Source organism: Aeoliella straminimaris, from assembly GCF_024054565.1.
Classification (GTDB): domain Bacteria; phylum Planctomycetota; class Planctomycetia; order Pirellulales; family Lacipirellulaceae; genus Aeoliella; species Aeoliella straminimaris.
This window is the reverse complement of sequence record NZ_JAMXLR010000009.1, coordinates 23,660-45,162: the sequence shown is the minus strand read 5'-3', so window position 1 is coordinate 45,162 and position 21,503 is coordinate 23,660. Positions and strand designations below refer to the sequence as shown.

Genomic DNA, 21,503 nt, shown 5'->3' with positions numbered 1-21,503 from the left:
TCGGGTCGGAGGGGGCGCACCGCAGTGCTGGCCCCCGTCCGCCGCTCAAACCGGACGTGCAGTTTTCCCGCATCCGGCTTTCACAAAGATGCGTCAGTGACGTGATGCCAAGGAAGGAATAAGTGAAACAAGATTAACGAGCCCGTACTCGCCGTAAAGCTTTGATCGTGGCAGCGTCTTCCAGCCCATACATCGCCACCGCCGGTGGCGGTGCGACCAGAGACGTTGAACGATCCAACGGTCGAGATGGTTGAAGAGCTTGCGGACGTGAGACTTGCTGTAGTGCAGGCCCCAGCCGCGAATGACCGGATTGATCTCAGCAATGAGCTGCTGCGTACTGACAGGGGCTTTTCGCCGAGTACGTTTGCGAATCTGATCCTTGAAGTGCTCGACCGATTTCTGACGAGGAATCGCGTAGAGTGCGCTTTGCCGCGCTCCACTGCGTATCTTCCTGGGCGACAGGCGCAAGGGACGCGTCCCTCGCTTGATCTTATACCCAAGAAACTCGAATCCATGGCTAACGTGCACGATGCGAGTTTTATCTCGATTCAGTTCGACGCCAAGCGAGGTCAGAATCTTCGTGGCTTCTCTCAGCACCTGTTCCGCTTCGCAACGGCTGCGACAAGTCACAACCCAGTCGTCCGCGTAACGTGTGACTCGATAACCACGATGACGCATTTCTCGGTCAAACGGAGTGAGTAGGACGTTACTTAAAATCGGCGAGACCACACCACCTTGCGGAGTTCCCTGCTCGGTTGGCAATCGCTTGCCATCGACCAGGCAGTCGGCTTTGAGCATACTGCGAATCAATCGCAGCACGCGTCCGTCTGACACTCGCTTGGCGACCAAGGCGACAAGCTTATCATGGTCCACAGTTCCGAAAAAATTCGAGAGATCTGCGTCCACTATCCACTCATAGCCTGCTTCGATCTCGTTCCAGATCTTGCGTAAAGCGTCCTTCGTTGATCTTCCCGGTCGGTAGCCGAAGCTGGCTTCATCGAACACCGCTTCGAAGATCGGTTCCAACCGATTTTGCAACGCCTGTTGACACACGCGATCATAAATCGCGGGAATGCCGAGCGGGCGATACTTCCCCGGTTGGCCAGCCTTGGGAATGAGTTTCTGCCGAACAGCCATCGGCTGGTAAGTGTCAGTCTTGAGTTCTTCGTGCAGGCGGTCGAGATGCACATCAAGGTGCTCCTCGAACTCTGCCAAAGTGACTCCGTCAACACCACCAGCACCTTTATTCCGCTTCACTCGGTGCCAGGCCAATTCCAAGTTCTTCCGCTTGTAAACCTTGTCCACCAACGAGTGGACCTTCCTTTCATCTGTTGGATTCAACCAGTCCGACAGTCTCCTCGGGCGATCACTTATGGGTCTTTCACTAAAGGAACTTGTCCGCGTCATCGCTCTTACTCGCTGATCTTTCTTGTTGTCGCCAACCATCTTTGCCAACTCCCTTCCCCAGCTCACTCAGAGCTGCCGTTTGCCACCACATGAGGAGCATTCGGTCACACGGCTTTCACCATGCTTGAAGTACTATGAAGTTGTCCGACGACTCGTTCGGCATCGCTTCCCATTTCGCGGTTGCTTATAGGGTCACTTATTCCGATGCCACTCGAAAACCGAACGAGCCCTCCTGGGGTCACGCATGAATCTTCCGTACCGTGCCGACCGCAAACACCTTGGTGCGGTGAGTGAATGAGAAACGCCTTCGTCTCCATAGTGCAGACTCGACCTTGCCTCACCTTTGGCCGACCGGTTCATCGTTGGGATCGCTCCCTTGATTACGGCCCGGTACTTCTCCTCAAACCCTTCGGATTCCACCTCACGATGGACACCCTGTCCTCCGGTTGTCCGCAAGCGAACAGAACACCAACTTAGATTCATTCTTGGCAGTATCCATTGTTTCCAACTTCGTGCCCGTTTAGAGTTCATCTTATTGGTATTCCCCGGCCAGCGACGAATTACCGCCGCTTTCGGATATGACGCTCCTCATCCGAGCGCCAGAGGGACTTCAACCCTCCTGACTCATGCGCTGCCCAGCGCACACTATGGACCCATCTGACTTCCCCAAGGCGTACATATCAGCAGTACCGTCGGAAACGTTCACTGACCGTTCCTCGTCATTCGAGTTGGAAACCATGGGGATCTCCCGGTTCTCGCGCTTGAAGTTTCCAGACATGCTCAGGATCTACGACTCCGCCGTATCGTGAGATCACTTGCCTTCGACGCAACCTCACGTGTTGCCTTCCACAACCAACACAGTGTGGGCATACGGGACCACGATGATTTCGGAGCTCCATAGCTGGCCTGCCTGTACCTCTTGCCGATGCTACACCCACCGCGTTACCGCGGTCAGCGTACGACTCAAGGCCGGAGTGACTGGCTAGGTCTTCTCCGTGGGACTCTTTCATTCCTGACTCCAAGCCGGTTTATCCCGGCGCTTTCGCTGGTCCAGCCGCTGCGCCGTAGAGATACTCCGAACTGAAGGCGGTGGCGCGACCGCTGCGGCAACGAACTTCGACTTCTACCCTCAGGTCTGAATACCATCACTAGTCAGAGAAGGGCGATTTGCCTTCAGGGATATTCCTCTTGAGCCGCATTTTCTGGCTTGGCATATGCGGCTTTTCTGAGATTGCGGTAACTCCTCAAGCTAAATCCACCGAGCCGATTGCGAGCCCCAGCTGATTTCCTGTCATCGCACTGCAAAGGTGGGCGCCGGGTCTTAGGGACTCTGGTATACTAGGTAGTTTTCAGATAAAGGCGGCGTGTCCATTGCCCGCACTACGCAAGCTGATACCCAACCAAGAAGAACCACCTCATGGCCCGAACCGCAACGCTTAGTCTGCTCCTGTTTTTGGTTTTCGCCACGCCCGCCTATCCCCAGGCTTCGAAGCTCAACCGGGCGGTGCGAACCGCTGAGAACCTTGAGCCATCGATTCCTCTTTTGGAGCAAGCACGCGAGACCGAAAGGAAACTCGCTGAGCTTCGGCGAACGACCGGCAAACGGCCGAACATCGTGTGGATTATTGTTGACGACATGGGGTACGGAGACCCGGGCTGCTATGGAGGAGGCAAAGCGGTTGGGGCCGACACGCCGGTCATGGATCGCCTCGCTCGCGAAGGCTTGCGTCTGACCTCCTGCTATTCGCAGCACACTTGCACTCCAACTCGCTCCGCCATCCTTACCGGAAGGCTACCAGTTCGGACCGGGCTTATCCGTCCGATTCTCGCCGGTGATACGCTGACTGTGAATCCGTGGGATGGCGAGACGAGCGTCGCCAAAATTCTTGGTGACGCGGGTTACTACAGCCTGCTTACCGGCAAATGGCATATTGGCGAGGGGGAAGGGATGCGGCCGCACGAGGTCGGCTTCGACGAGTATTACGGCTATCTGCCGGCACAGAAGGAGATAACACAAGCTTTAGACACTCGTCGCTATCCGGACCTCACTCTCGATGCGGACAAACTTGAGCGCTACGAGTCCATCGGAGCGGAGCACGCCCTCATTCACGGCTTCAGCATGGGCGATACAAAGACGGTCTCGACCGTAAAGTCCCTCGAAGAGATGGGCGCCGCGGACGAGCGACTCGTTGATTTCTCTGTAGAAAGAATCATGGAGTTAGCAAAAGGAGAAAAACCGTTCTTCCTTGAGCACTGCTTCATGAAAGTGCACACGGACAACTTCGCCAATCCTAAGTACAAAGGTCTCAGTGCAAGTAAGTACGCTTACAAGGACAGTCTGTGTGAAGTCGACCTACTGATTGGCCGACTCGTGAAAGCTTTGGACGACGCCGGGGTGCTTGAGAATACCTTTGTGTTTGTCACATCCGACAACGGCCCGCAGATGGATGCTTGGCCAGATGCCGGTTATACCCCGTTTCGTGGAGCGAAAGGGACTACGTGGGAAGGTGGAGTCCGCGTCCCAGGGATCGCCTACTGGAAGGGCATGATATCGCCGGGTCGGGTAAGCGATGGCGTCTTTGACCTGATGGACCTGTTCAATACGGCGGTCCACCTCGCTGGGGCAGACGCTGAGTTGCCGCGTGAAGTGTATATCGACGGCATCGACCAAACGGCTTTCCTGTTGCACGACGAAGGGGAGTCGAACCGCGAATGTGTCTTCTTCTGGTGGAAGAGCGAGCTGACAGCGTTGCGGATGCGTGAATACAAGTGGCACCAAAAGGTATTGCTGCCACAGTCGACCTTTATGCATATCGACATGGCGGTGCTACAAGACGTTGGCACCGCTCCTTGGCTCTTCAACTTGTACATCGACCCGAAGGAAGAGTTGCCCGTTGGACATCGCCGTAACGCGTGGCTGGCGTCACTCGGGGCCGAGGCGAAAGCCCACCTCATGACCTTCAAGAAGTATCCGCCGAAAAAAGTTGGACTCTAACGAAGAATAGACCTCGCAATGAAACTGCATCGCCATCGATTTATTGTGCTCTCCGCCTACCTGGGACTACTTGCTATTCTGTCGCCAGCCCATGGGCAGCCTCAATACGGTACGGTATTGCCGTTCCCGCCAACGCCTACGGCCAGCGAGGCAGGTGAGACCATCCTCGACTCGACGATGGAATGGCGTGAACAACCGCAGCGGCTTGGTCCCGACGCCCCCAACGTCCTCATTGTGCTGATAGACGACGTCGGCTTCGCTCAGAACGATACCTTTGGTGGAGAGATTCACACGCCGACCCTATCCCGACTACTGAACGAAGGAATTTGCTACAACCGATTTCATACCACTTCTATTTGCTCCCCGACTCGGGCAGCGTTGTTGACCGGTCGCAATCATCATCGCGTCGGAAACGGCACGATTGCCGAGCGAGCATCAGACTTCGACGGCTACACGGGCGTCATCCCCAAAACTTCGGCAACCATCGCCGAGGTCTTGCATCATTACGGCTACCGGTCGGCAGCCTTCGGCAAATGGCACAACACGCCTGCCAACCAGACGACCGCGATGGGGCCGTTCGACCGCTGGCCGACCGGTCATGGTTTTGATTACTTCTACGGCTTCCTTGCTGGAGAAACGTCGCAGTACGAACCGCGGCTGTACGAAAACCTCAATCCAGTGGAACCACCTCACGACGAGGAGTACCACCTGACCGAGGACATGGCCGACAAGGCTATCGCCTGGCTCAAGCAGCACCAAGCATTTTCGCCGGACAAGCCGTTCTTCATGTACTGGGCGCCCGGCGCAGCCCATGGTCCGCATCATGTCTTCTCAGAGTGGGCCGACAAGTACAAGGGTAAGTTCGACGGTGGTTGGGACGCCTACCGCGAGCGGGTATTCCAACGTCAGAAAGAATTGGGCTGGATTCCAGCTGATACGCAACTCACGCCGCGTCCCGAATCCCTCGCGTCTTGGGACAGCATCCCGGAGTCCCAACGAGCCTTTCAGCGACGATTGATGGAAGTGTTCGCAGGATTTGTTGAGCACACGGATGCCCAAGTCGGCAAGCTGATAGACGGACTCGAAGAGCTTGGGGTACGCGATAACACCATTGTGCTTTACATCTGGGGAGACAACGGGGCAAGTGCCGAGGGACAGCAAGGCAGTATCAGCGAGCTGCTTGCACAGAACAACATCCCAAACACGGTCGAGCAGCAGATGGAGGCACTCGAACAACTCGGTGGCCTTGAAGCGCTCGGCTCAGCGAAGACCGACAACATGTATCACGCTGGTTGGGCGTGGGCAGGTGATACGCCACTGCGTTCGACGAAGTTGGTCGCCGCACACTTCGGCGGGACACGGAATCCGCTTGTCATTTCTTGGCCAAAGGGCATCAAACCGGACAAGACGCCTCGCTCGCAGTTCCACCACGTCAACGATGTCGTGCCAACTCTCTACGATATCATCGGCATCAAGCAGCCCAAGCAGGTGAACGGCTTTGAACAAGACCCCATCGACGGCGTGAGCATGGCGTACACGTTCGCCCATGCCAACGCGAAAGGTCAGAAGAAGACGCAGTACTTCGAAAATAACGCTAGCCGAGGTATATACCACGACGGCTGGTTTGCCTGCACTTTCGGACCGTTCCTGCCGTGGGACACGCCCAGCACGGGCGAGCGGCTCAAAGCGTGGAACCCGTCGCAAGAGGTCTGGGAGCTGTACGACCTGACCGAGGACTTCTCACAGGCTACTGACCTTGCAGACGAGGAACCGCAGCGGCTTGCTGAGATGAAGAAGTTGTTCCTGGCCGAGGCTAAGGCGAACAAGGCACTGCCTATCGGCGGTGGACTTTGGACACGGTTTCATCCCGAGGACGTGATCTCTACGCCCTATAAGTCGTGGCGATTCGACGCGACCACCCGGCGCATGCCCGAGTTTACCGCTCCGGGACTTGGCAAGAAGAGCAACGTAGTCACCGTCAACGTTGAAGTCGACGAGAATGCCTCGGGGGTACTGTACGCACTCGGTGGTGGTTCGGGGGGTCTCACGCTCTACATGGACCAGGGAAAGCTGGTCTACGAATACAACATGCTCCTCATCGAACGGTATCGAGCCGAATCTGCAAAGCCGCTTCCGGCAGGCGAACACTCGATTGAGGTCACTACAACCCTGGCCCGACCCGGTGCTCCCGCCACCGTCGTCATCAACGTCGACGGAGAGGAGGTGGCTCGTACTAGCGTCAAAAGGACTGTTCCGGCTGCCTTCACTGCCAGCGAGACTTTCGACGTGGGCGTTGACCTTGGCTCACCGGTCTCACGCGATTACGCGAAGCGGAGGCCATTTGAGTTCAATGGTGTCATCAAGGAAGTAACCGTCGCGCTAGAATGACCCGTAGGCAATAAATCGTGCGTCACGGACACCCGAAAGTTCCCTGCGGCGGCCTGACCACCGCCCGCATTTTGTTGGTTTGCGAAGTCACCACGGGTGCATCAGCCGACGCAGACGAGCCCAACGGCCAACTCGCACATTTGGCCATTTTCTCGACTAGAATGGGGTCATCTGTGCAGCTAGCGTATGCTGCCTGACCTCATCACAGAGCGACAGGAGGTTCAGCAGGAGGCCGATTTTGGCCATCGGATGGCGGAGCCTGGGACGGAAGCATATGCCGACGGCCTGGAGCAGTCACCATGTCTCACAGCTTTGAGTCAGTCGCCGCCAAGTATCTGGCTGCCAAGAAACTCTCGTCCGGCACCTGCAAGGAGTACCGGGGCACCGTCACCAAGTGGACCGCCTGGGGAAAAGGAGTCGACGTCGACCAGATTGGTAGAGTTCACTTGCGGGACTTCCTCGATTGGGTCCATGAAAAGGCTACCGCAGACGGCGGATCGAACGCCGGACGCACGGCCAACAAGTCCCGACAGACCGTGCGAGCGATCCTGTCGTGGGCCTGGGAGCAGGATTTCCTGGAGAAGCTGCCGCGGTTCCCTAAACCAAAGCCGCAGCGTGACGTGGCTGGACGGCACTACCTCACGAAGGCGGACTTGAATGCGATCTACTTCGCCACGTACGAATTGGAACGGCCTCGAGGCTGGAAGCAATCCCTGACGGTCGGCCACTATTGGCGGGCTGCCTTGGTCGTGTTCTTCAACTACGGCGTCGACACGGGGACGGTGTTCAAGACGGCATCCTTCCACGAGCCTATCCTGTGGCGGCATGTCTGTTGGCGGCCCGAGCCACCGAATGGCCAGGGCAAGGACTCACGCTACGGTTGGCTGTACTACCGTCGCGTGAAGACCAAAAAACAGTTCTATCGACCGATGAATCGGGTCGTGAAAGCTCACCTCAAGAGTCTTCTACCTGAAACCGTCGAGCCTGACACGCCAGTATTCCACTGCGGCACGTCGCGCCCGAACGCGCAGTTCCAGCGTCTCTGCACTTTAGCAGGTGTGAAGCCGAAGCAAGACGTGGAGACGGGCGAAGAAAAGAAGTGGGTCCTGAAGGACCTACGGAAGACATGTGCAACCTACTACGACGAGCACATGCCGGAGTCGTCCATCGAAATCCTCGGGCATTCCGTGGGCGGGGTGACCTACCGGCATTACGCTCACCGAGATCCACTCGCCTTCAAGGCGATCATGTCGCTGCCGCAGCCAACGGCGTTCACCGCGCTGATGCACGGTTTCGACGGCGAGTGTCCGTGCTGCCGCCGTAGATTCCGCCAGGCGTAGAAAACCCGACCAGGGCGGCACCTCCCGGCCTAGCTGCAGAGGTGTCGCCGCCGGCTGGTCACCTCTGCGGCTTAGCCAAGCCGCGAACTTGCTGAAACTGGTCCACCCGCTGCGCCGCAGAAATACTCCGAACTGCAGGCGGTGGCGCGACCGCTGCAAGGTTAGAAACGGCGTCTTTGCACGATGCAGAGCGAGGAACCGCAGCCCTCCAATCCAAACATGGCCAGCAGCGCGGAACTCGGTTCTGGAATGGGTATGACTCCGTCAATCTCAAGCACAAAGTCTCGAAATTCACGGTCATCAGTTCCTCGGTTGCCACTGCGTGGTGCAGCTTACAGGCCCGCACTGAGTCGCAGGCCAAACACGACTGCCGTATCATCATTAACGAAGGCAGGCTCAATAATTTGCAGGTCTGTCGTGAGTTGAATTCCCTTGGCGATCGCCGCGCTGTAGTACATCTCAACTCCATCCACGTCCTGCAGAGGAAGCAGTGGACTGAACAGATCCTGTAGATCGTTGCTGATGCCCGTATGGAAGTAGCCCACGCCAAACGAATCGTGTGGGCGTGAGTCACTGAATCCCGTGGCCTGCAGGCCAATATTGGCCGACCAGCCGATAGGGCTGGTGGCCTGGTCGGCGATGCCCCATTGGCTGAGCAACGAGATGTTCCGTTCCTGATGGCAACAATCCATCCACAGTGTCTGTTCCAGGATATAGAGCAACGTATAGGCTCCGTCCTGCGGAACTGCCACGATTCCTTCTTCGGGTACGAAGACAAACCCGGCCGGGTCAAACGGCACGAACTCGCCTGTCGACCAAATGCCGCCAAACCCGTGCGAGCCGGGTAGTCCGCCAACGTCCGTGAAAAACCGCCAGAAGGCGAGGATGTTCGCGCCGTTGTCGAAGAGGTCGTCGAACCCGCTGGTTGTAGCGGTATTCTGAGTGTCGTACACCAAGAAGGCCCCCTGCACCTGCTTACCCCGGTACTTCTGAACACCGGCACCCATGAACGACAGCGGAGCCACCCGGGCGACAGAAACAGGAATCACCATCGAAGCATTCATGAACCCGTCAATGCCTCTCCCGGTTTGCGGATAAAGGCTGTAGAAGAGGTCGACCGCATTGAATTTTCCAAAGACAGCCTGCACATCTTGATTCAAAGCTTGGGCGAACGACAGCCCGGTGATGGCGGTGTCATGCTCGCCCGACTTGGGATACAGCATGGCGATGTTCGCCGGCGCGAAGCCGACAGCGTCCTGATTGACGTCGTCGCCGAATCGCGTTTCGGCGTGCATGGTCATGGTCATGCCTTGCCACAGCCCCAACTTGCCACTATCGAGGATGACAAACTGGTCGACCTTGCCACCGTACTCAAAGTCCTGCTGCACGCCACCGCTCGCGACACCCTGGTAGAATTGCGTCGCCACAAGGTCATAGACGAACCCGCTAGCTTTCATCTGCTCCATCAGGGGGGTCAAACGAGCCATGAGTTCGTCACATAACGGCGGGTTGAAGCAATAGCCAGAATCACACGCCGCACGCGAGCCGGAGCAGCCCTGGTCGCGGCCACATTGGCAACCACGGTGATTTGAGCAGCCATCGCATTCACAAAAGCACGACTCAAGTTCTACTTCGTCACCCCACTCGTTGCTCTTTGCTGGGGCTGTAACCATGCAGACGCCTACCATGCATACTAGCCCGCAAAGTCTGCCAAATCGAAATAGACTCATCACCAAACTTTCATGAGAGGTCAAAATCCGTTCTCATTCCACACTGTACTGCCACCTATCGACGCGTTTGCGGTGTGCACCACACCGTTGCACTAATTACCTCAGAAGCAACGGTTAGGAAAAGTCTGCAGGCAGGCCCGATCGCCCTTGTGGTGGCTGCTAGCTAATCGAACCAGCCTCGCCAATAGAGGTACGCCCCAGTGGCGAGCGCCGAGAGCGCCAACAGCACGAGCACGACGATGTACCCATACGGCACGCCCATCGCAGGCAGATCGTTGAAGTTCATACCGTAGATGGCAGTAATTAGCGTCATGGGCAAAAATACTGCCGAGATTACCGTGAGAAACTGAAGGCGGTTGTCGACACTGTTTTGCACGGAGAGTTCGTAATCGCGCTGGAGGCTTGCGACGCGTGATTCCGACCCATCAATGAGACGGCCCGAAAGCTCGGCCAATTTGAGCAGTTGCCGAAAGTGGGGCGCTTCCTGGTTCACATTGAATGCCTCGGATTCGACAGTTTGTAGAATGCCTGCTGTATAAATGTGATCATCGTGCACGGCCGCACAATGGCTTACCTTGCGACGCAATGCGGAAATCTGCCTAGGATCCAATAACTCGGGGTGCTCGTGACAAGCCTGGTCGAGGGTTTCCGCTTCCGCTCGAACGTCGAGTGCCGAGTCGACATTGCCTCTCCCAATCCCGACGAGGAATAAGTAAAGCAAGGCCGAGGAACTTCGCGCATACAAAGGGATTTCCACGTCTAGATCGCGGATGATGTCTTCGACGGTATGCAACGGATCGCGATGAATCGTGATCAGCGTCGTATTCAAGCACAGGATGGAGACGTAAGGCTTGTCAGGTTCGTTCCAACCTAGATGCGTAGGAATCTCCAAGTAGAGCGCGGAGACGTGAGAGATGAATCTCGCGCCCCGCTCACTGGAGAGACAAGCTTTGATGATTGCCTCGTGTAGGTTCAGAGGTGCGAGCAGCTCTATCAATTCTTCCTGCGTAGCTGCTTCGATGTCGATCCAGCGGTGTTGGTTATCCTCCTGCCAAGCCGCAGAGAGGGCCGTCTCGTCCAGTCGCTGCAGCGTTGAGCTATCGCTTATGCCAAAGATGCGCAAATTCATTGACGGGTATCGAAGGCCGCAAACTTGATAGGAAATGTACTTACTCGCACGCTCTAAGTGCCAGACTTGAAGCGCTACGTGCGGCGGTGAATCCACCCGCCGTGGTAAGCGTACACCCAGCTAAGCCTAATAGATATACACCCTACGGCTCTCCAACCCGGATTACTCGCGGCCGGCCTCCATCTTCTTTAGGCCATCCTCCAGCTTTTTGATCTCCTCGGGCGAAAGCTGCGGGCGATCGATCTTGATCGTCAATTTGTTAAACTTGGCAGTCAGCGGGAATGGCGGCGTGTAGTCCGCTTCGTTCACGCCGGTGATGGTATCGGACCCGATGTCAAAGCTCTCGTCCCATTGCAGGATGATAGGAACCGTCTTTTCCATCTTTTTCGTGGCGACCACCTTGCCGTCCACTTTGAGCGTTCCCGTGCCGCCCTTGCCGATGCCGGTGAAGCTGTTGTAGGCCATCGTGCCCACCCCGCTACCGTCGTACTTAAAGTCAAATTCCAAGACATGGTTACCGGGTGAGAGAGCGTCCTGGCCTTCCCATTTGATCCGCTCCAGGTCCACCAGATTCCACAGGAACACTGGCTTACCGTCGAGCAAGTAGAAGCCGTAACCGGCAAATCGCCCCCCGGAGGTAACGATCATCCCCTCGGCGCCGCCTTCGGGCACGGTGATGTCCGCGGTGATTGTGTAGGAGGTATCGAGCAGGTACGGTGCGTCACCCTGCGGCAGCCCGGTCATGGGCCGGGTATAGACCAGCGTGTTTAGGCCCGCAGTGAGGCTCGGTCGTTCTGCCGCGACCCGGGCTCCGACCGACGCGTTCAGCGGAAGGACCTGATACTTCTTGGCCTCTTCGAGGAACATCGCCCGCATCTCCTCGACCTTTTCGGGATGGTCGGCGGCGATGTCGTTGGTCTGGTTCCAATCGGTGTTCAGGTCGTAAAGCTGGAACACTTGGTTGTTGAGTGGATCCGGGTTGGCGGCGCTAAAGGCCTCCCATGGCGCGCGATTGACCTTGGTACTCATGAACCAGCCGTCATGATACAGGGCGTACTGACCCATCATTTCGAAGTACTGGGTCTTGTGACGTGACTCGGCGTTCTCCTTGTCGAAGCTGTAGGCGAAGCTCGTGCCCTCGATCGGCTCTTGCTTGATGCCATCCACGTATTCGGGCGCGGCGATGCCGGTAACTTCCAGCAGCGTCGGCACGTAGTCGATCACGTGGACAAACTGCTCGCGCAATCCCCCCTGGTCCTTGATCCCTTTTGGCCACGAGATGACCATATTCTGGTTGGTGCCGCCGAGGCGGGACGCATTCTGTTTGAACCAGTCAAACGGCGTATCAAAAGCCCATGACCAGCCGGCCGACATATGGTTATAGGCGAACTCGGTCCCCCAAGCCTCGTAGAACTTCATCTGCTCTTCCACAGGCGGTGCCACTCCGTTGAAGAACGCGACTTCGTTGAACGTGCCGAGCGGTCCGCCTTCGGCGCTAGTTCCGTTGTCGCCGTTTTGATAGATAACGATCGTATTGTCGAGCTTACCCAGCTCCTCGAAGGCCTGGATCACGCGGCCCATTTCATAGTCGTTGTAGGCAACGTAGGCGGCGAACACATTGGCCTGTCGGATGAACAGCTTTTTGGCCTCGGGCGAGAGCTCATCCCACGGCGTCAGGAGGTCTTTCGGCCAGGGCGTCAATTCCAAGTCCTTGGGGATGACGCCAAGCCGCTTCTGATTCTCGAAGATCCGCTCACGGAGCTTTTCGTATCCATCGTCGAACAGGTGCATGGCCTCAATCTTGTCCACCCATTCCTTCGTCGGATGGTGTGGCGCGTGCGAGGCGCCGGGTACGTAGTGCATAAAGATTGGCTGGTTGGGATCGCTCTGGTGAATCCGCGTCATCCAGTCAATCGCGTCATCGGCCATCGCGGTGATCAGATTCCAGTCGCTCTCTTTGCCGGTGACCGGCCAAATCTTGGCGTCCGGATCCGATCGATCCATCTTCAGAGTGCTTGGGTGTTCTCTGAACGGATAGATTTGCGTTGTATTGCGAAACAGGTTCGGCCCCCACTGGTTTGCGTCGCCGCCGACGAACCCGTAGAAGTAGTCGAAACCCAGCCCGGTTGGCCACTGCGTGAACGGGCCTACCTGGCTGGCTTCGTACGTCGGCGTGTTGTGGTCCTTGCCGAACCAACTTGTCGCATAGCCGTTGTCGCGGAGGATGCGGCCGATGGTGGCCTTGCTCTGGGGGATGATGCTGTCGTAACCAGGAAAGCCCGTGGCTTGCTCGGCGATCACACCAAAGCCGACCGAGTGGTGATTCCGCCCGGTGATCAGTGCCGCCCGTGTGGGAGAGCAGAGCGCTGTAGAACAGACGCGATTGTAGCGCAGCCCCGCCATAGCGAGGCGGTCCATCGTCGGCGTTGGAATGACGCCGCCAAAAGTGCTTGGCACGCCAAAACCGGCATCGTCGGTCATGATCAGAAGGATATCGGGCGATTCCTTCGGGGGGACTATACGCGGCGGCCACCAGGGCTTGGATTCCATCGCGTTGTCTTTGATCACGCCACCGAACTTCGGCGCGGGCGGGGGCAGTTGCTTTCCATCCAGGGTGGTGGTTGCGCTGGGAGAGCCTGGTTCGCCGATGACCCGCGGTTTGAAGGCCGCTGTCTGAACCGGCGGTTGTTGAGTTTCAGCGGCTTTCGCCTCCGCTGTCGATCCCTTCGCAGGCGATTCACTAGCGGCCTGCTGACAACCCGTCGCACTCAAAAAGAGCGCGACGCTTAGTCCAAGCGACAGATGTGCAGTGCTTCCAAAAAACTGACAACGTCGTTTCATTGCTCTATCCCCTTTGTAATTGTGCCGTAGCAAATGTTACTCAGTGATACGGTTTGTCTCTTGTATACGCGGCAATCACGCGAAAGATTCCCCTACTGATTCCCGCTCGAATTGTCCTGCCCGGCGGCAGCAGCCGACCCCGGCGTATCCCCGGCGGGGGCCGCTTCACCACTCCCTGCCTCAGGATCCTTCAGCCGCACCAACAGCCACTTCTCGGTGGTGCCATTCTTGTGAATCAGTGCCGGCACGTCGTGCTGGGTGAGATTGTACAGTCCTGCCTCCATGACGACGTGCTGGTTGTTGCCGACCGTCCATGACGCGCGCTGTTTCTGCTTATCGACAGAGCCCTGTACTGGCTGAGTGGCAGCGGTCACTTCGTCGGTGAAATAACCCCGAATGACGCCGTCCGGATTCACGTTAAGCTGCATGATCAAATGCGGCTGCTGTTTTTCATCACGGACCAGGCCAAACACGCCGAGCGACATCCACTGTCTGGGGTCGTCGGTGGGTCGCGCCTCAACGCCCTGCTGGGCGATGTCGGCCGCCTGCTGGCTGTACTCTTCGGCAGTGCCCACTGGTTGGCCGTTCACGTTCACGTTGCCGTTGGCGTAGTTGACGTTGTCGCCGTAGTTGTAATTGACCGGGGCCGCGTTGGCGTAACCCAGTTGATTGGCCAGGGCATCCCACGTAACCGGCGCCCACGCGGCAGCGGCGTCATAGCCGACCGGCGCCCAGGCCGTCGCGCCTCTTGCGTACCAACCGCGATCGTAGTTGCCCGGATGGGGAACGGCACGTTGTCCGGCGGCGAAACCGGCCGCGCCCGAGACGGCGGGGTCGTTGCGATTGGCAATCGCTGCGCCCTGAGCGCCGGTGAGCCGCGGGTCGCGATTCCTCTCTGCAGCCGCGCCGGCGGCAGCGCCTTCAGCGCCCGGCACACTGGGTTCGCGTCGGTTGGCTGCGGCCGCGCCGGCGGCAGCGCCCGCATTCGCCGTCCCGCCGCGGAAGTTCGCGGCACCCGATCCGCCTTGTCGCCAGTTTGGATTGTGCTCGGTCCACGCCCCTCCCGGTGCTCGCCCGCGCCCTGCGGCACCGCGCTGCGACCGCTCTCTCGCCTCCTGTTGTTGACGTTCGCGCTGCTCGCGCTCTTGCGTCTCGCGTTGCTCGCGCTCGCGCATTTCCTGCTGTTCGCGCTCCCGCGCTTCCCCCGAGCGTCCTCCGCCGCGCTCATCACCCCCGCGTTCTCGCTGGGCGGCGGCGGCAACCGACACGACTAGGCAAAGCGTTAAGGCAAATACAGATCCGACAGATTTTCGAGACATGGTTTTTCCTCCCACGGAACGCGAGAACCGCAATCGCTCGAAATGAGCATCTCAAGTTTACGTGCGGAACACCGGCCTGTACAGCAACTGCGGAAAGAGATCGATAAACGGGCCCGACGGCGCTACGGGATTCGCGGTGGCGGATACCATTGGCCGCCCAAAGGTCAGTATCGAGTATTTCTTGAAACAGCCGCCTGCGGGTTACCTTGGGGGGGGGAATGGACTTTCGACCTGCGTTTCAAGGATTTTTTTGTCCTGAATACCGCTCACGCAGGGAGTTTGCTGTCGGGACTCCAGCAGATCCCCGACTCGCATGGGGCTCATGGACGGCGACACAGTCTTTCGGCCATGCTGGCCACCATCGTCTGTGCCGTGTTTTGCGGCGCACGAGGTTTCTATGCGATTGTTCAATGGAGTCATGCCCAACTTCCGGAAGTGTTTTAGTTCTGGAGTCACCTCCGGCGTCCTCCCAAGGAAGGAGCGTTTCGATCACTCTTGAAAAAGCTCGACTCGGAGGTTTTGAAGTAAGCGCCGAGAGAGTTGACCTTGCAGCAGATTTGGGTCGGTGGAGCAAATTCGACCGTGGGCCGTCAGAATTACTGAGGTAGTCCAACCAATACCAATCTCGCTATTTCTTCCTGCAGTCGGATGCATCATCCTCGGTCAGTTGCCGATTTCTCTAATTCGCAGCGGTCTTGACGACCTCTGTACTTAGCGGGCGAGGGCGAAACGGCCAAGCATACCGGTCTCGGCTCACCTCGGCCCGTTCCAACACGGCATCCGCTGGGGGCGGATCGTCTTTATCCAGGGGCCATCCACGTCGATTTCCAAGTAGACGGAAAGTGCTCTTTCCGTGCTCGTTACCAGCGAGCGGTGACTACGAGGAATTCTAGTCTTCTCTCTCTCGACATTCTCTGATTGTAGCACACGGCTCAAGGGCCGCTTGTGCCACCTGCGGTGGCAACGCTGCTGCTCAGCGATGCTGAGACTTCCCCTTGACCTCGCGTGCACCCCTCGATGAATGCAGCGAGAGGTTCGCTCTCAAAGCGTTTAATCATTCATGGAGGAATCACACATGAAACGAATCAGCGATAACCACATCACTTTATCACGGCAAGACGCCAACCAGGTTCTTAGCGAGCTTCGGGCCACCGGCATCAAGCTCTCACAGCGGCCTCATGAGAGCCGCACCACTTGCCCCCCTGCCCAGTTTGTCAGCGAGGCGTCCACTGCGAGGTATTTGACAGAAAGAGAAGCACGGACTCGATGCCCGCTCACCGCCACACTTTCTGGCGGAGACGAAACAATTCGCTTCTGCGAACGGCATTTCCGACACATCACCCAGCAGAGCCTTCAAGAAGAGTTTTATGTCCTCTCGCTCGATGGTGCCCACCGAGTTATCCGCACTCACTCGATTACAGTGGGCCTTGCCAACACCACCCAGGTGCACCCCCGCGAGGTCTTTCGCCCCGCGATACTTGACGCGGCCGTAGCAATTATTGCTCTCCACAACCATCCGTCGGGGAACTCAAAGCCAAGTCCAGCCGACCAGGAGGTTACTAAACGCCTTGCTGACGCAGGGAAACTGCTGGGCATTCCGCTCCTTGACCACATCATTCTCGCTCGCGAGGGGTCACTAAGCCTTCGTGAGTATCACGATGAGCTGTTTCGAGCATAACTATTAGCAATGGAGGACTACATCATGACTACCTTAGACAGACATACCGTTGACAACTTTGTTCCCGACGTCAGCCGCTACCAACACTCAATCAACGAAGCCGTCGTCTACACCGACGGCGTTCAATACGTTGCTGAAGCGGGCAATGCCTGTTGGCTGCTAGACGCGATTGCCGCGTGGCTCCAGGAGACGCACCTTGCCCGGCACGTCGAACAAGACCCCCGCATCGCTGAGATGCACTTCTGGAAGCTTACGGTGGACGCCGACCGTTCGGCTGTTCTTGAAGCACGTGTGGACGCTTCGGGCGAGCCGTTCATTCGCGAATTCATCCAACAGACAGACTTCCCACTCCACTCGGTGGACGTCTGGGCTGCCTGGAATGGCCACCAGTGGACCCTGTTTCTCCCCAGTGAATATTGACCATTCACCAGGCGGTCTCTCCACGTGAGAGGCCGCCTTTTTTTCTTCGCTCGTTCTCTGAGTTAATAATAACTCTCTCTCGACATTCTCTGATTGTAGCACACGGCTCAAGGGCCGCTTGTGCCACCTTCGGTGGCAACGCTGCTGCTTTGCTTCGCAAAGGCTTCCCCTTGACCTCGCGTGCAACTTCTTCGAATGCAGCGAGAGATTCGCTCTCAAAGCGTTCAATCATTTATGGAGGAATCAACCATGAACATATTCAATCCACAACTCAAAACCACTATCTCACGGCAGACCGTGTTGCACATCTGGAACCTTGTAGAAGACCTTGGCCAGGTCCACGAAGCTCACTACGAAAACCTCGCTGAAGCGGGGGAACCAACCGGTGACCTGCTGTATTGGTCTATCTTGGCCGTGGAAGAATGGCTCGAAACGCTTCCCATCGAAGCACCGGGGGCCGCAATCCACCGCTCGCTTGAACGGAAAAGCAAGGTCTATCCATTTCCAGAAGGCGGACGCTCCCCAAGAAGTACCACTGCCGTGGAAGAGCCTTCCCCGCAAGGTACACAACAAGTCTATCGCGTCGTGGCCTCTTCCTTCTTCCGGTACGCCATTTACGTCGAAGCCGACTCGGAAGACGAGGCTCTTGATATCGGCAGTGGGGTAGATACTGACCACTGGGATTTAGAACACGATGACTGGGAAGTCGAGTACGCCGAAGCGGCCGCCGAAGCCCGCCCGGAACAGATGCTCGCACCCGGGGCCTATAAGCCCCGCTAGCCCGATAAGTCACACAACACTTACATGGAGACATAACACGATGAACAACACTAAAAAACGAACCATGCAGTACCAGAAAACATTCAGCTTTGACCCTCCTGCTGCCTCGCAGCAGGAGTCCACTTCCAAGCAGCAAGAGCCAGAACAAGTCGCTCGTGATACGTCAATGCCGCCGCCGCTTGTGCGGCCCGACCGCCAAATTGTCTACGACGCGGCAAATCCCGACGCGTGGCCTGACGCGGCCCCATTGTGTGACCATGACACGATAACGGTCGACCGGGTGCGTACGGACATCGACGGGCCAGCTCACCGCTTTATCATCAAGCGAGGTGACTATGTCGAAGCCTGGTTCGGCAAGGATAACCTTCACCGCGGCATCGTTGTCGGTATCAGCCACGCCCGCAAGGAGGTCCGTGTCCGTTTCTCTGAGGGCACGGAAGGACAGTGGTTTGCTGTCGGTGCCATCTACCCCTGCCCCGAACCACTGACCGAGCCCACGCCGCACTCAGTGCCGCTCTCGGAAAGCATCACCCAGGCCAACAACAAGCACGCACCGCCCGAAGGATTTAACGACGCTGACCTTGTTCCACTCCCCGCTGGCCCAGATGACGTCCTGGCTCACCTCAAAGCCTCAACCGGCAAAGAGTTCGCTGCGTCAGAGCTTCGTGCACACTTTCGCCACCTAAACTTCGACCCCACTGCTCCGCTCGATAACCCGGTCCATCAGGCACTGAACAACCTGAGAGACCGCGGGCTCGTCCACGTCGAAGAGCCCCGCTTTGGTGAGGCCCGTTTTTCGGTGCTAGGGCTCCCCGAGTCAGTCAGCAAGCTCACACGAGCTCACTGCCCAACGACACTCGCAGGACCCGAGGTGCGACGGCTGCTTCGTGCAAACGGGTGGACCATCAAGGCTTTTGCTGAGCGGTGGGGCTTCACGCAAAAACATGTCCGCCAGGTTTTTGTCCGAGGCCTGGCTGACCAAAACGCCGTCCACGACTGGATAGAGGCATCGCTTCATTCGCCCGACGCACCTGAGACACCAAAGGCAGAGCCTTCGACTGGCAGTACGGTCGTAGAAGCTACACCGACAGATGCCGTCCCTTACACGTTTGCAGAATTTAAGGAACTGTGGAAACGCCGCGGCCAGCACGAGAGCTTTGCTGCCTACCAGAGGAACTTTGAGCGAGTGATGGCAAGCCGGGTTGAGATTCTTGCTGAGCTTCAGTCGAGCTACAAGGCTCCGGTGCTGAAAAACATTGCCGGTAATCTCGGCGACTTCAGTGCCCGCAGCAATACCAAACTGCAAAACGCGGAAAGCATTTACCGCAAGATGCTTGGCATGTTCCTGCTAGACGGCACGGTCCGTTTCTCGATGGGAGAAAAGTACGAAGACGCCGTCGCAAGCAAAGTCCGGGCCGTCACGAAAGAGAGCTTCAACGCTCACTTTGAGGAGCTTCGCGAAAAACAGCAGGCCTACGAGGAATCCATTTCTGACCCTCAGAATCTGGCGGACTATCGCAAGTTCATCGACGCCCGGGGCGAAGCCGCCCTTACCGATGAGCAGTTTGCCCGCTGGGACACGCTTCATGCCAACATGACTCGCGAGCAGCGACGCAGCCAGAAACCAACCGAGGTGCCTCGGTTTGAAAGCAAGGAACTCTCCGGCGTCGGCTTTACCATCAAAGAAGGCTACCACACCAAACGTGAATGCCCGCTCTGGATTGTGGAGCTCAGTACTCGCGTAGAACGCGAGACATTCGGCGAACTAAAGGCCAAGGCCAGGATGCTCGGAGGCTGGTGGAGTAGTTTCAGAAAGACGGATGCCGGTTTTCAGTTCTTAACCGAGGACGCGGCCACGAAGTTCACTGAGCTTCTCTCCGGGGACGTCGACCGCTCGGACGTACTAGCAGACCGGAAGGCTCACAAAGAGCAGACCACCTCAGAAAGGCTCCACGAACTGGCAAACGAGATGCTTCGCCGGTCTGACGACACCATCGAACAGAGTAACCAGTCGCTTCAAAACACGGCAAGACGTGCGGATATCCAGGCTGGTGTTCGCGGCCGGGCTTTTGCGGAAGCGGCCCTCGCTCGCACGATGCATTCGGTGGCCGAAGCCCTGTCTCGCGGCGAGGCCCAGTTTCTTGACGGCGTGCGTCACCGCACGCATATAGAGACGCTCGACACTACCCTTCGCCTTGCCCGCTGGGCTCGCGTGCGGGCCATCAAGAAGACGGACGATGAATCGCACTACGATTACCACCTGCGGACCGGGGAGCTTGAACAGCAGCCCATTGGGGAAACCGACATCCGGTTCACCGAGTACCCCCACCCGCACTTCTACCGTCGTCACCTGGAAGACATGGTGAGGGCCTGTGCCGGCAAAAAAGGCCTCACAATGGCAAGCCGCCGCATCGAGAAACTTCTTCGCCGAGAAACGCGTGACTATGTCACCTTAACGTACGATAGCGATATCAAAGAATGCGAGGACTACCTTACTCGGGCCAAATCAAGCGGTTACGACGTCCAGTCGGTGGCCTCGGGGTTCGAGAGCTACCGCAGGCTGCAGCGGGCAAACATTCATACCGTTCACGAGCTTCGCTCGGCCCTTAGAGAATACCTGCCTCATCGGGCCGCAACCCGAAGTGACGACCCGGTACTGGTCGCTGAGCGGGAACTCATCGGCCGGGACCTGCCCGGCTTTTTCCCCACTCCTAAGCCGGTTATCGACCAGATGCTTGAACTGGCTGAAATCGGGGACGGCCACACGGTGCTAGAACCTTCTTGTGGTAAAGGTGACATCGTCACCGAAATAGAGCGGACCCAGCCTCACGCCCGGATTACGGCTATCGAAAGAAACCACACGCTCGCTGAAGTACTCGCAGCCAAGGGCATTGAAGCAAAGTTTGCAGACTTCCTTGAGCACCACGGCACCTATGACCGCATTCTTATGAACCCGCCATTTGAAAAAGGGCAGGACGCGGTGCACGTGATGCATGCCTACTCACTTCTCGCTCCTGGCGGCCGACTGGTATCGGTTATGAGCGAAGGGGTGTTTGGCCGCAGCGACCAGAGGTCGGTTGAGTTTCAAAGGTGGCTTGGCAGTTGCAGAGGGGAAACCCTCAAGCTCCCTGAAGACGCTTTTAAAGGAGCCGATAGTTTTCGCCAGACGGGCGTTCGCACGCGGCTCGTGGTCCTCAACAAGGCCAGCTAACGCCGCACGTTCTTTCACATCACTGCTTTTGGGTAGACGCCCCTATGTGGCTGCTGGTCAGGCCGGGTTGCAAGCTGTTGCGACCGGGCGAGGCTGGCAGCTGTGTGCGTGCATTTTGGATGGTTTTTATTTGGAGGATACGACAAATGCAAAATGGTTGGTTTGGAAGCCCCGAGCAAGTGGAGCATGTGCTCAGAACACTCGGTGCGGACAGAGATGAAGACGGCAGATTTCTCCTCTACGGAGAAGCTCCGTTTGTGGGCCT

Annotated in this window: 13 protein-coding genes; 8 read left to right on the top strand and 5 right to left on the bottom strand. The window is 57.5% G+C overall.

What is annotated here, in order from left to right; translation table 11 throughout:
* Positions 1 to 93 precede the first annotated feature (93 nt).
* On the bottom strand, positions 94 to 1,305 hold the full coding sequence (ltrA, locus tag NG895_RS02500; RefSeq protein ID WP_252850869.1) for a group II intron reverse transcriptase/maturase: 1,212 nt from the start codon (positions 1,303 to 1,305) through the stop codon (positions 94 to 96).
* 1,519 nt (positions 1,306 to 2,824) lie between these two features.
* Between ltrA and NG895_RS02495 the strand changes: the two genes are divergently transcribed.
* The 3 genes from NG895_RS02495 (at position 2,825) to NG895_RS02485 (ending at position 8,130) form a co-directional block, all read left to right on the top strand.
* Positions 2,825 to 4,402: an arylsulfatase gene (locus tag NG895_RS02495; RefSeq protein ID WP_252850868.1), complete on the top strand. Its 1,578-nt coding sequence runs from the start codon at positions 2,825 to 2,827 to the stop codon at positions 4,400 to 4,402.
* Between the two features lie 18 nt (positions 4,403 to 4,420).
* Complete coding sequence (locus NG895_RS02490) at positions 4,421 to 6,790, top strand: arylsulfatase (RefSeq protein WP_252850867.1); 2,370 nt, start codon at positions 4,421 to 4,423, stop codon at positions 6,788 to 6,790.
* A 299-nt stretch (positions 6,791 to 7,089) separates the two neighbouring features.
* The gene (locus NG895_RS02485; RefSeq protein ID WP_252850866.1) at positions 7,090 to 8,130 is read left to right on the top strand and encodes a tyrosine-type recombinase/integrase; all 1,041 of its coding nucleotides are present in this window, start codon (positions 7,090 to 7,092) and stop codon (positions 8,128 to 8,130) included.
* Between the two features lie 332 nt (positions 8,131 to 8,462).
* On the opposite strand, the gene NG895_RS02480 is transcribed toward NG895_RS02485, so the two are convergent.
* The 4 genes from NG895_RS02480 to NG895_RS02465 form a co-directional block, all read right to left on the bottom strand.
* Positions 8,463 to 9,617, bottom strand: a complete 1,155-nt coding sequence (locus NG895_RS02480; RefSeq protein WP_252850865.1) for a carbohydrate porin — start codon at positions 9,615 to 9,617, stop codon at positions 8,463 to 8,465.
* Positions 9,618 to 10,023: 406 nt separating this feature from the next.
* On the bottom strand, positions 10,024 to 10,989 hold the full coding sequence (locus tag NG895_RS02475) for a CorA family divalent cation transporter (RefSeq protein WP_252850864.1): 966 nt from the start codon (positions 10,987 to 10,989) through the stop codon (positions 10,024 to 10,026).
* A 162-nt stretch (positions 10,990 to 11,151) separates the two neighbouring features.
* Positions 11,152 to 13,830, bottom strand: coding sequence for an arylsulfatase (locus NG895_RS02470; protein ID WP_252850863.1), 2,679 nt, complete (start codon positions 13,828 to 13,830; stop codon positions 11,152 to 11,154).
* A 92-nt stretch (positions 13,831 to 13,922) separates the two neighbouring features.
* Entirely contained in the window at positions 13,923 to 15,149 is a 1,227-nt protein-coding gene (locus tag NG895_RS02465; RefSeq protein WP_252850862.1) for a hypothetical protein, read from the bottom strand.
* Between the two features lie 42 nt (positions 15,150 to 15,191).
* Between NG895_RS02465 and NG895_RS30770 the strand changes: the two genes are divergently transcribed.
* The 5 genes from NG895_RS30770 to NG895_RS02445 all read left to right on the top strand — a co-directional run bounded on the left by NG895_RS30770 (position 15,192) and on the right by NG895_RS02445 (position 21,238).
* Entirely contained in the window at positions 15,192 to 15,593 is a 402-nt protein-coding gene (locus NG895_RS30770) for a transposase family protein (RefSeq protein WP_425267193.1), read from the top strand.
* 631 nt (positions 15,594 to 16,224) lie between these two features.
* Complete coding sequence (locus NG895_RS02460; protein ID WP_252850861.1) at positions 16,225 to 16,827, top strand: JAB domain-containing protein; 603 nt, start codon at positions 16,225 to 16,227, stop codon at positions 16,825 to 16,827.
* Positions 16,828 to 16,851: 24 nt separating this feature from the next.
* Positions 16,852 to 17,247 carry a DUF6876 family protein gene (locus NG895_RS02455; protein ID WP_252850860.1) on the top strand — a complete coding sequence of 132 codons (396 nt, stop codon included), beginning with the start codon at positions 16,852 to 16,854 and terminating at the stop codon, positions 17,245 to 17,247.
* A 249-nt stretch (positions 17,248 to 17,496) separates the two neighbouring features.
* The gene (locus tag NG895_RS02450) at positions 17,497 to 18,027 is read left to right on the top strand and encodes a hypothetical protein (RefSeq protein ID WP_252850859.1); all 531 of its coding nucleotides are present in this window, start codon (positions 17,497 to 17,499) and stop codon (positions 18,025 to 18,027) included.
* 40 nt (positions 18,028 to 18,067) lie between these two features.
* Entirely contained in the window at positions 18,068 to 21,238 is a 3,171-nt protein-coding gene (locus tag NG895_RS02445) for a methyltransferase (protein ID WP_252850858.1), read from the top strand.
* Positions 21,239 to 21,503 lie beyond the last annotated feature (265 nt).

Bases quoted from the DNA above. Each gene is read 5' to 3' on its own strand.
- NG895_RS02495 (WP_252850868.1), top strand. From the start codon at position 2,825: ATGGCCCGAACCGCAACGCTTAGTCTGCTCCTGTTTTTGGTTTTCGCC.
- NG895_RS02490 (WP_252850867.1), top strand. From the start codon at position 4,421: ATGAAACTGCATCGCCATCGATTTATTGTGCTCTCCGCCTACCTGGGA.
- NG895_RS02485 (WP_252850866.1), top strand. From the start codon at position 7,090: ATGTCTCACAGCTTTGAGTCAGTCGCCGCCAAGTATCTGGCTGCCAAG.
- NG895_RS02480 (WP_252850865.1), bottom strand. From the start codon at position 9,617: ATGGCTCGTTTGACCCCCCTGATGGAGCAGATGAAAGCTAGCGGGTTC.
- NG895_RS02475 (WP_252850864.1), bottom strand. From the start codon at position 10,989: ATGAATTTGCGCATCTTTGGCATAAGCGATAGCTCAACGCTGCAGCGA.
- NG895_RS02470 (WP_252850863.1), bottom strand. From the start codon at position 13,830: ATGAAACGACGTTGTCAGTTTTTTGGAAGCACTGCACATCTGTCGCTT.
- NG895_RS02465 (WP_252850862.1), bottom strand. From the start codon at position 15,149: ATGTCTCGAAAATCTGTCGGATCTGTATTTGCCTTAACGCTTTGCCTA.
- NG895_RS30770 (WP_425267193.1), top strand. From the start codon at position 15,192: ATGAGCATCTCAAGTTTACGTGCGGAACACCGGCCTGTACAGCAACTG.
- NG895_RS02460 (WP_252850861.1), top strand. From the start codon at position 16,225: ATGAAACGAATCAGCGATAACCACATCACTTTATCACGGCAAGACGCC.
- NG895_RS02455 (WP_252850860.1), top strand. From the start codon at position 16,852: ATGACTACCTTAGACAGACATACCGTTGACAACTTTGTTCCCGACGTC.
- NG895_RS02450 (WP_252850859.1), top strand. From the start codon at position 17,497: ATGAACATATTCAATCCACAACTCAAAACCACTATCTCACGGCAGACC.
- NG895_RS02445 (WP_252850858.1), top strand. From the start codon at position 18,068: ATGAACAACACTAAAAAACGAACCATGCAGTACCAGAAAACATTCAGC.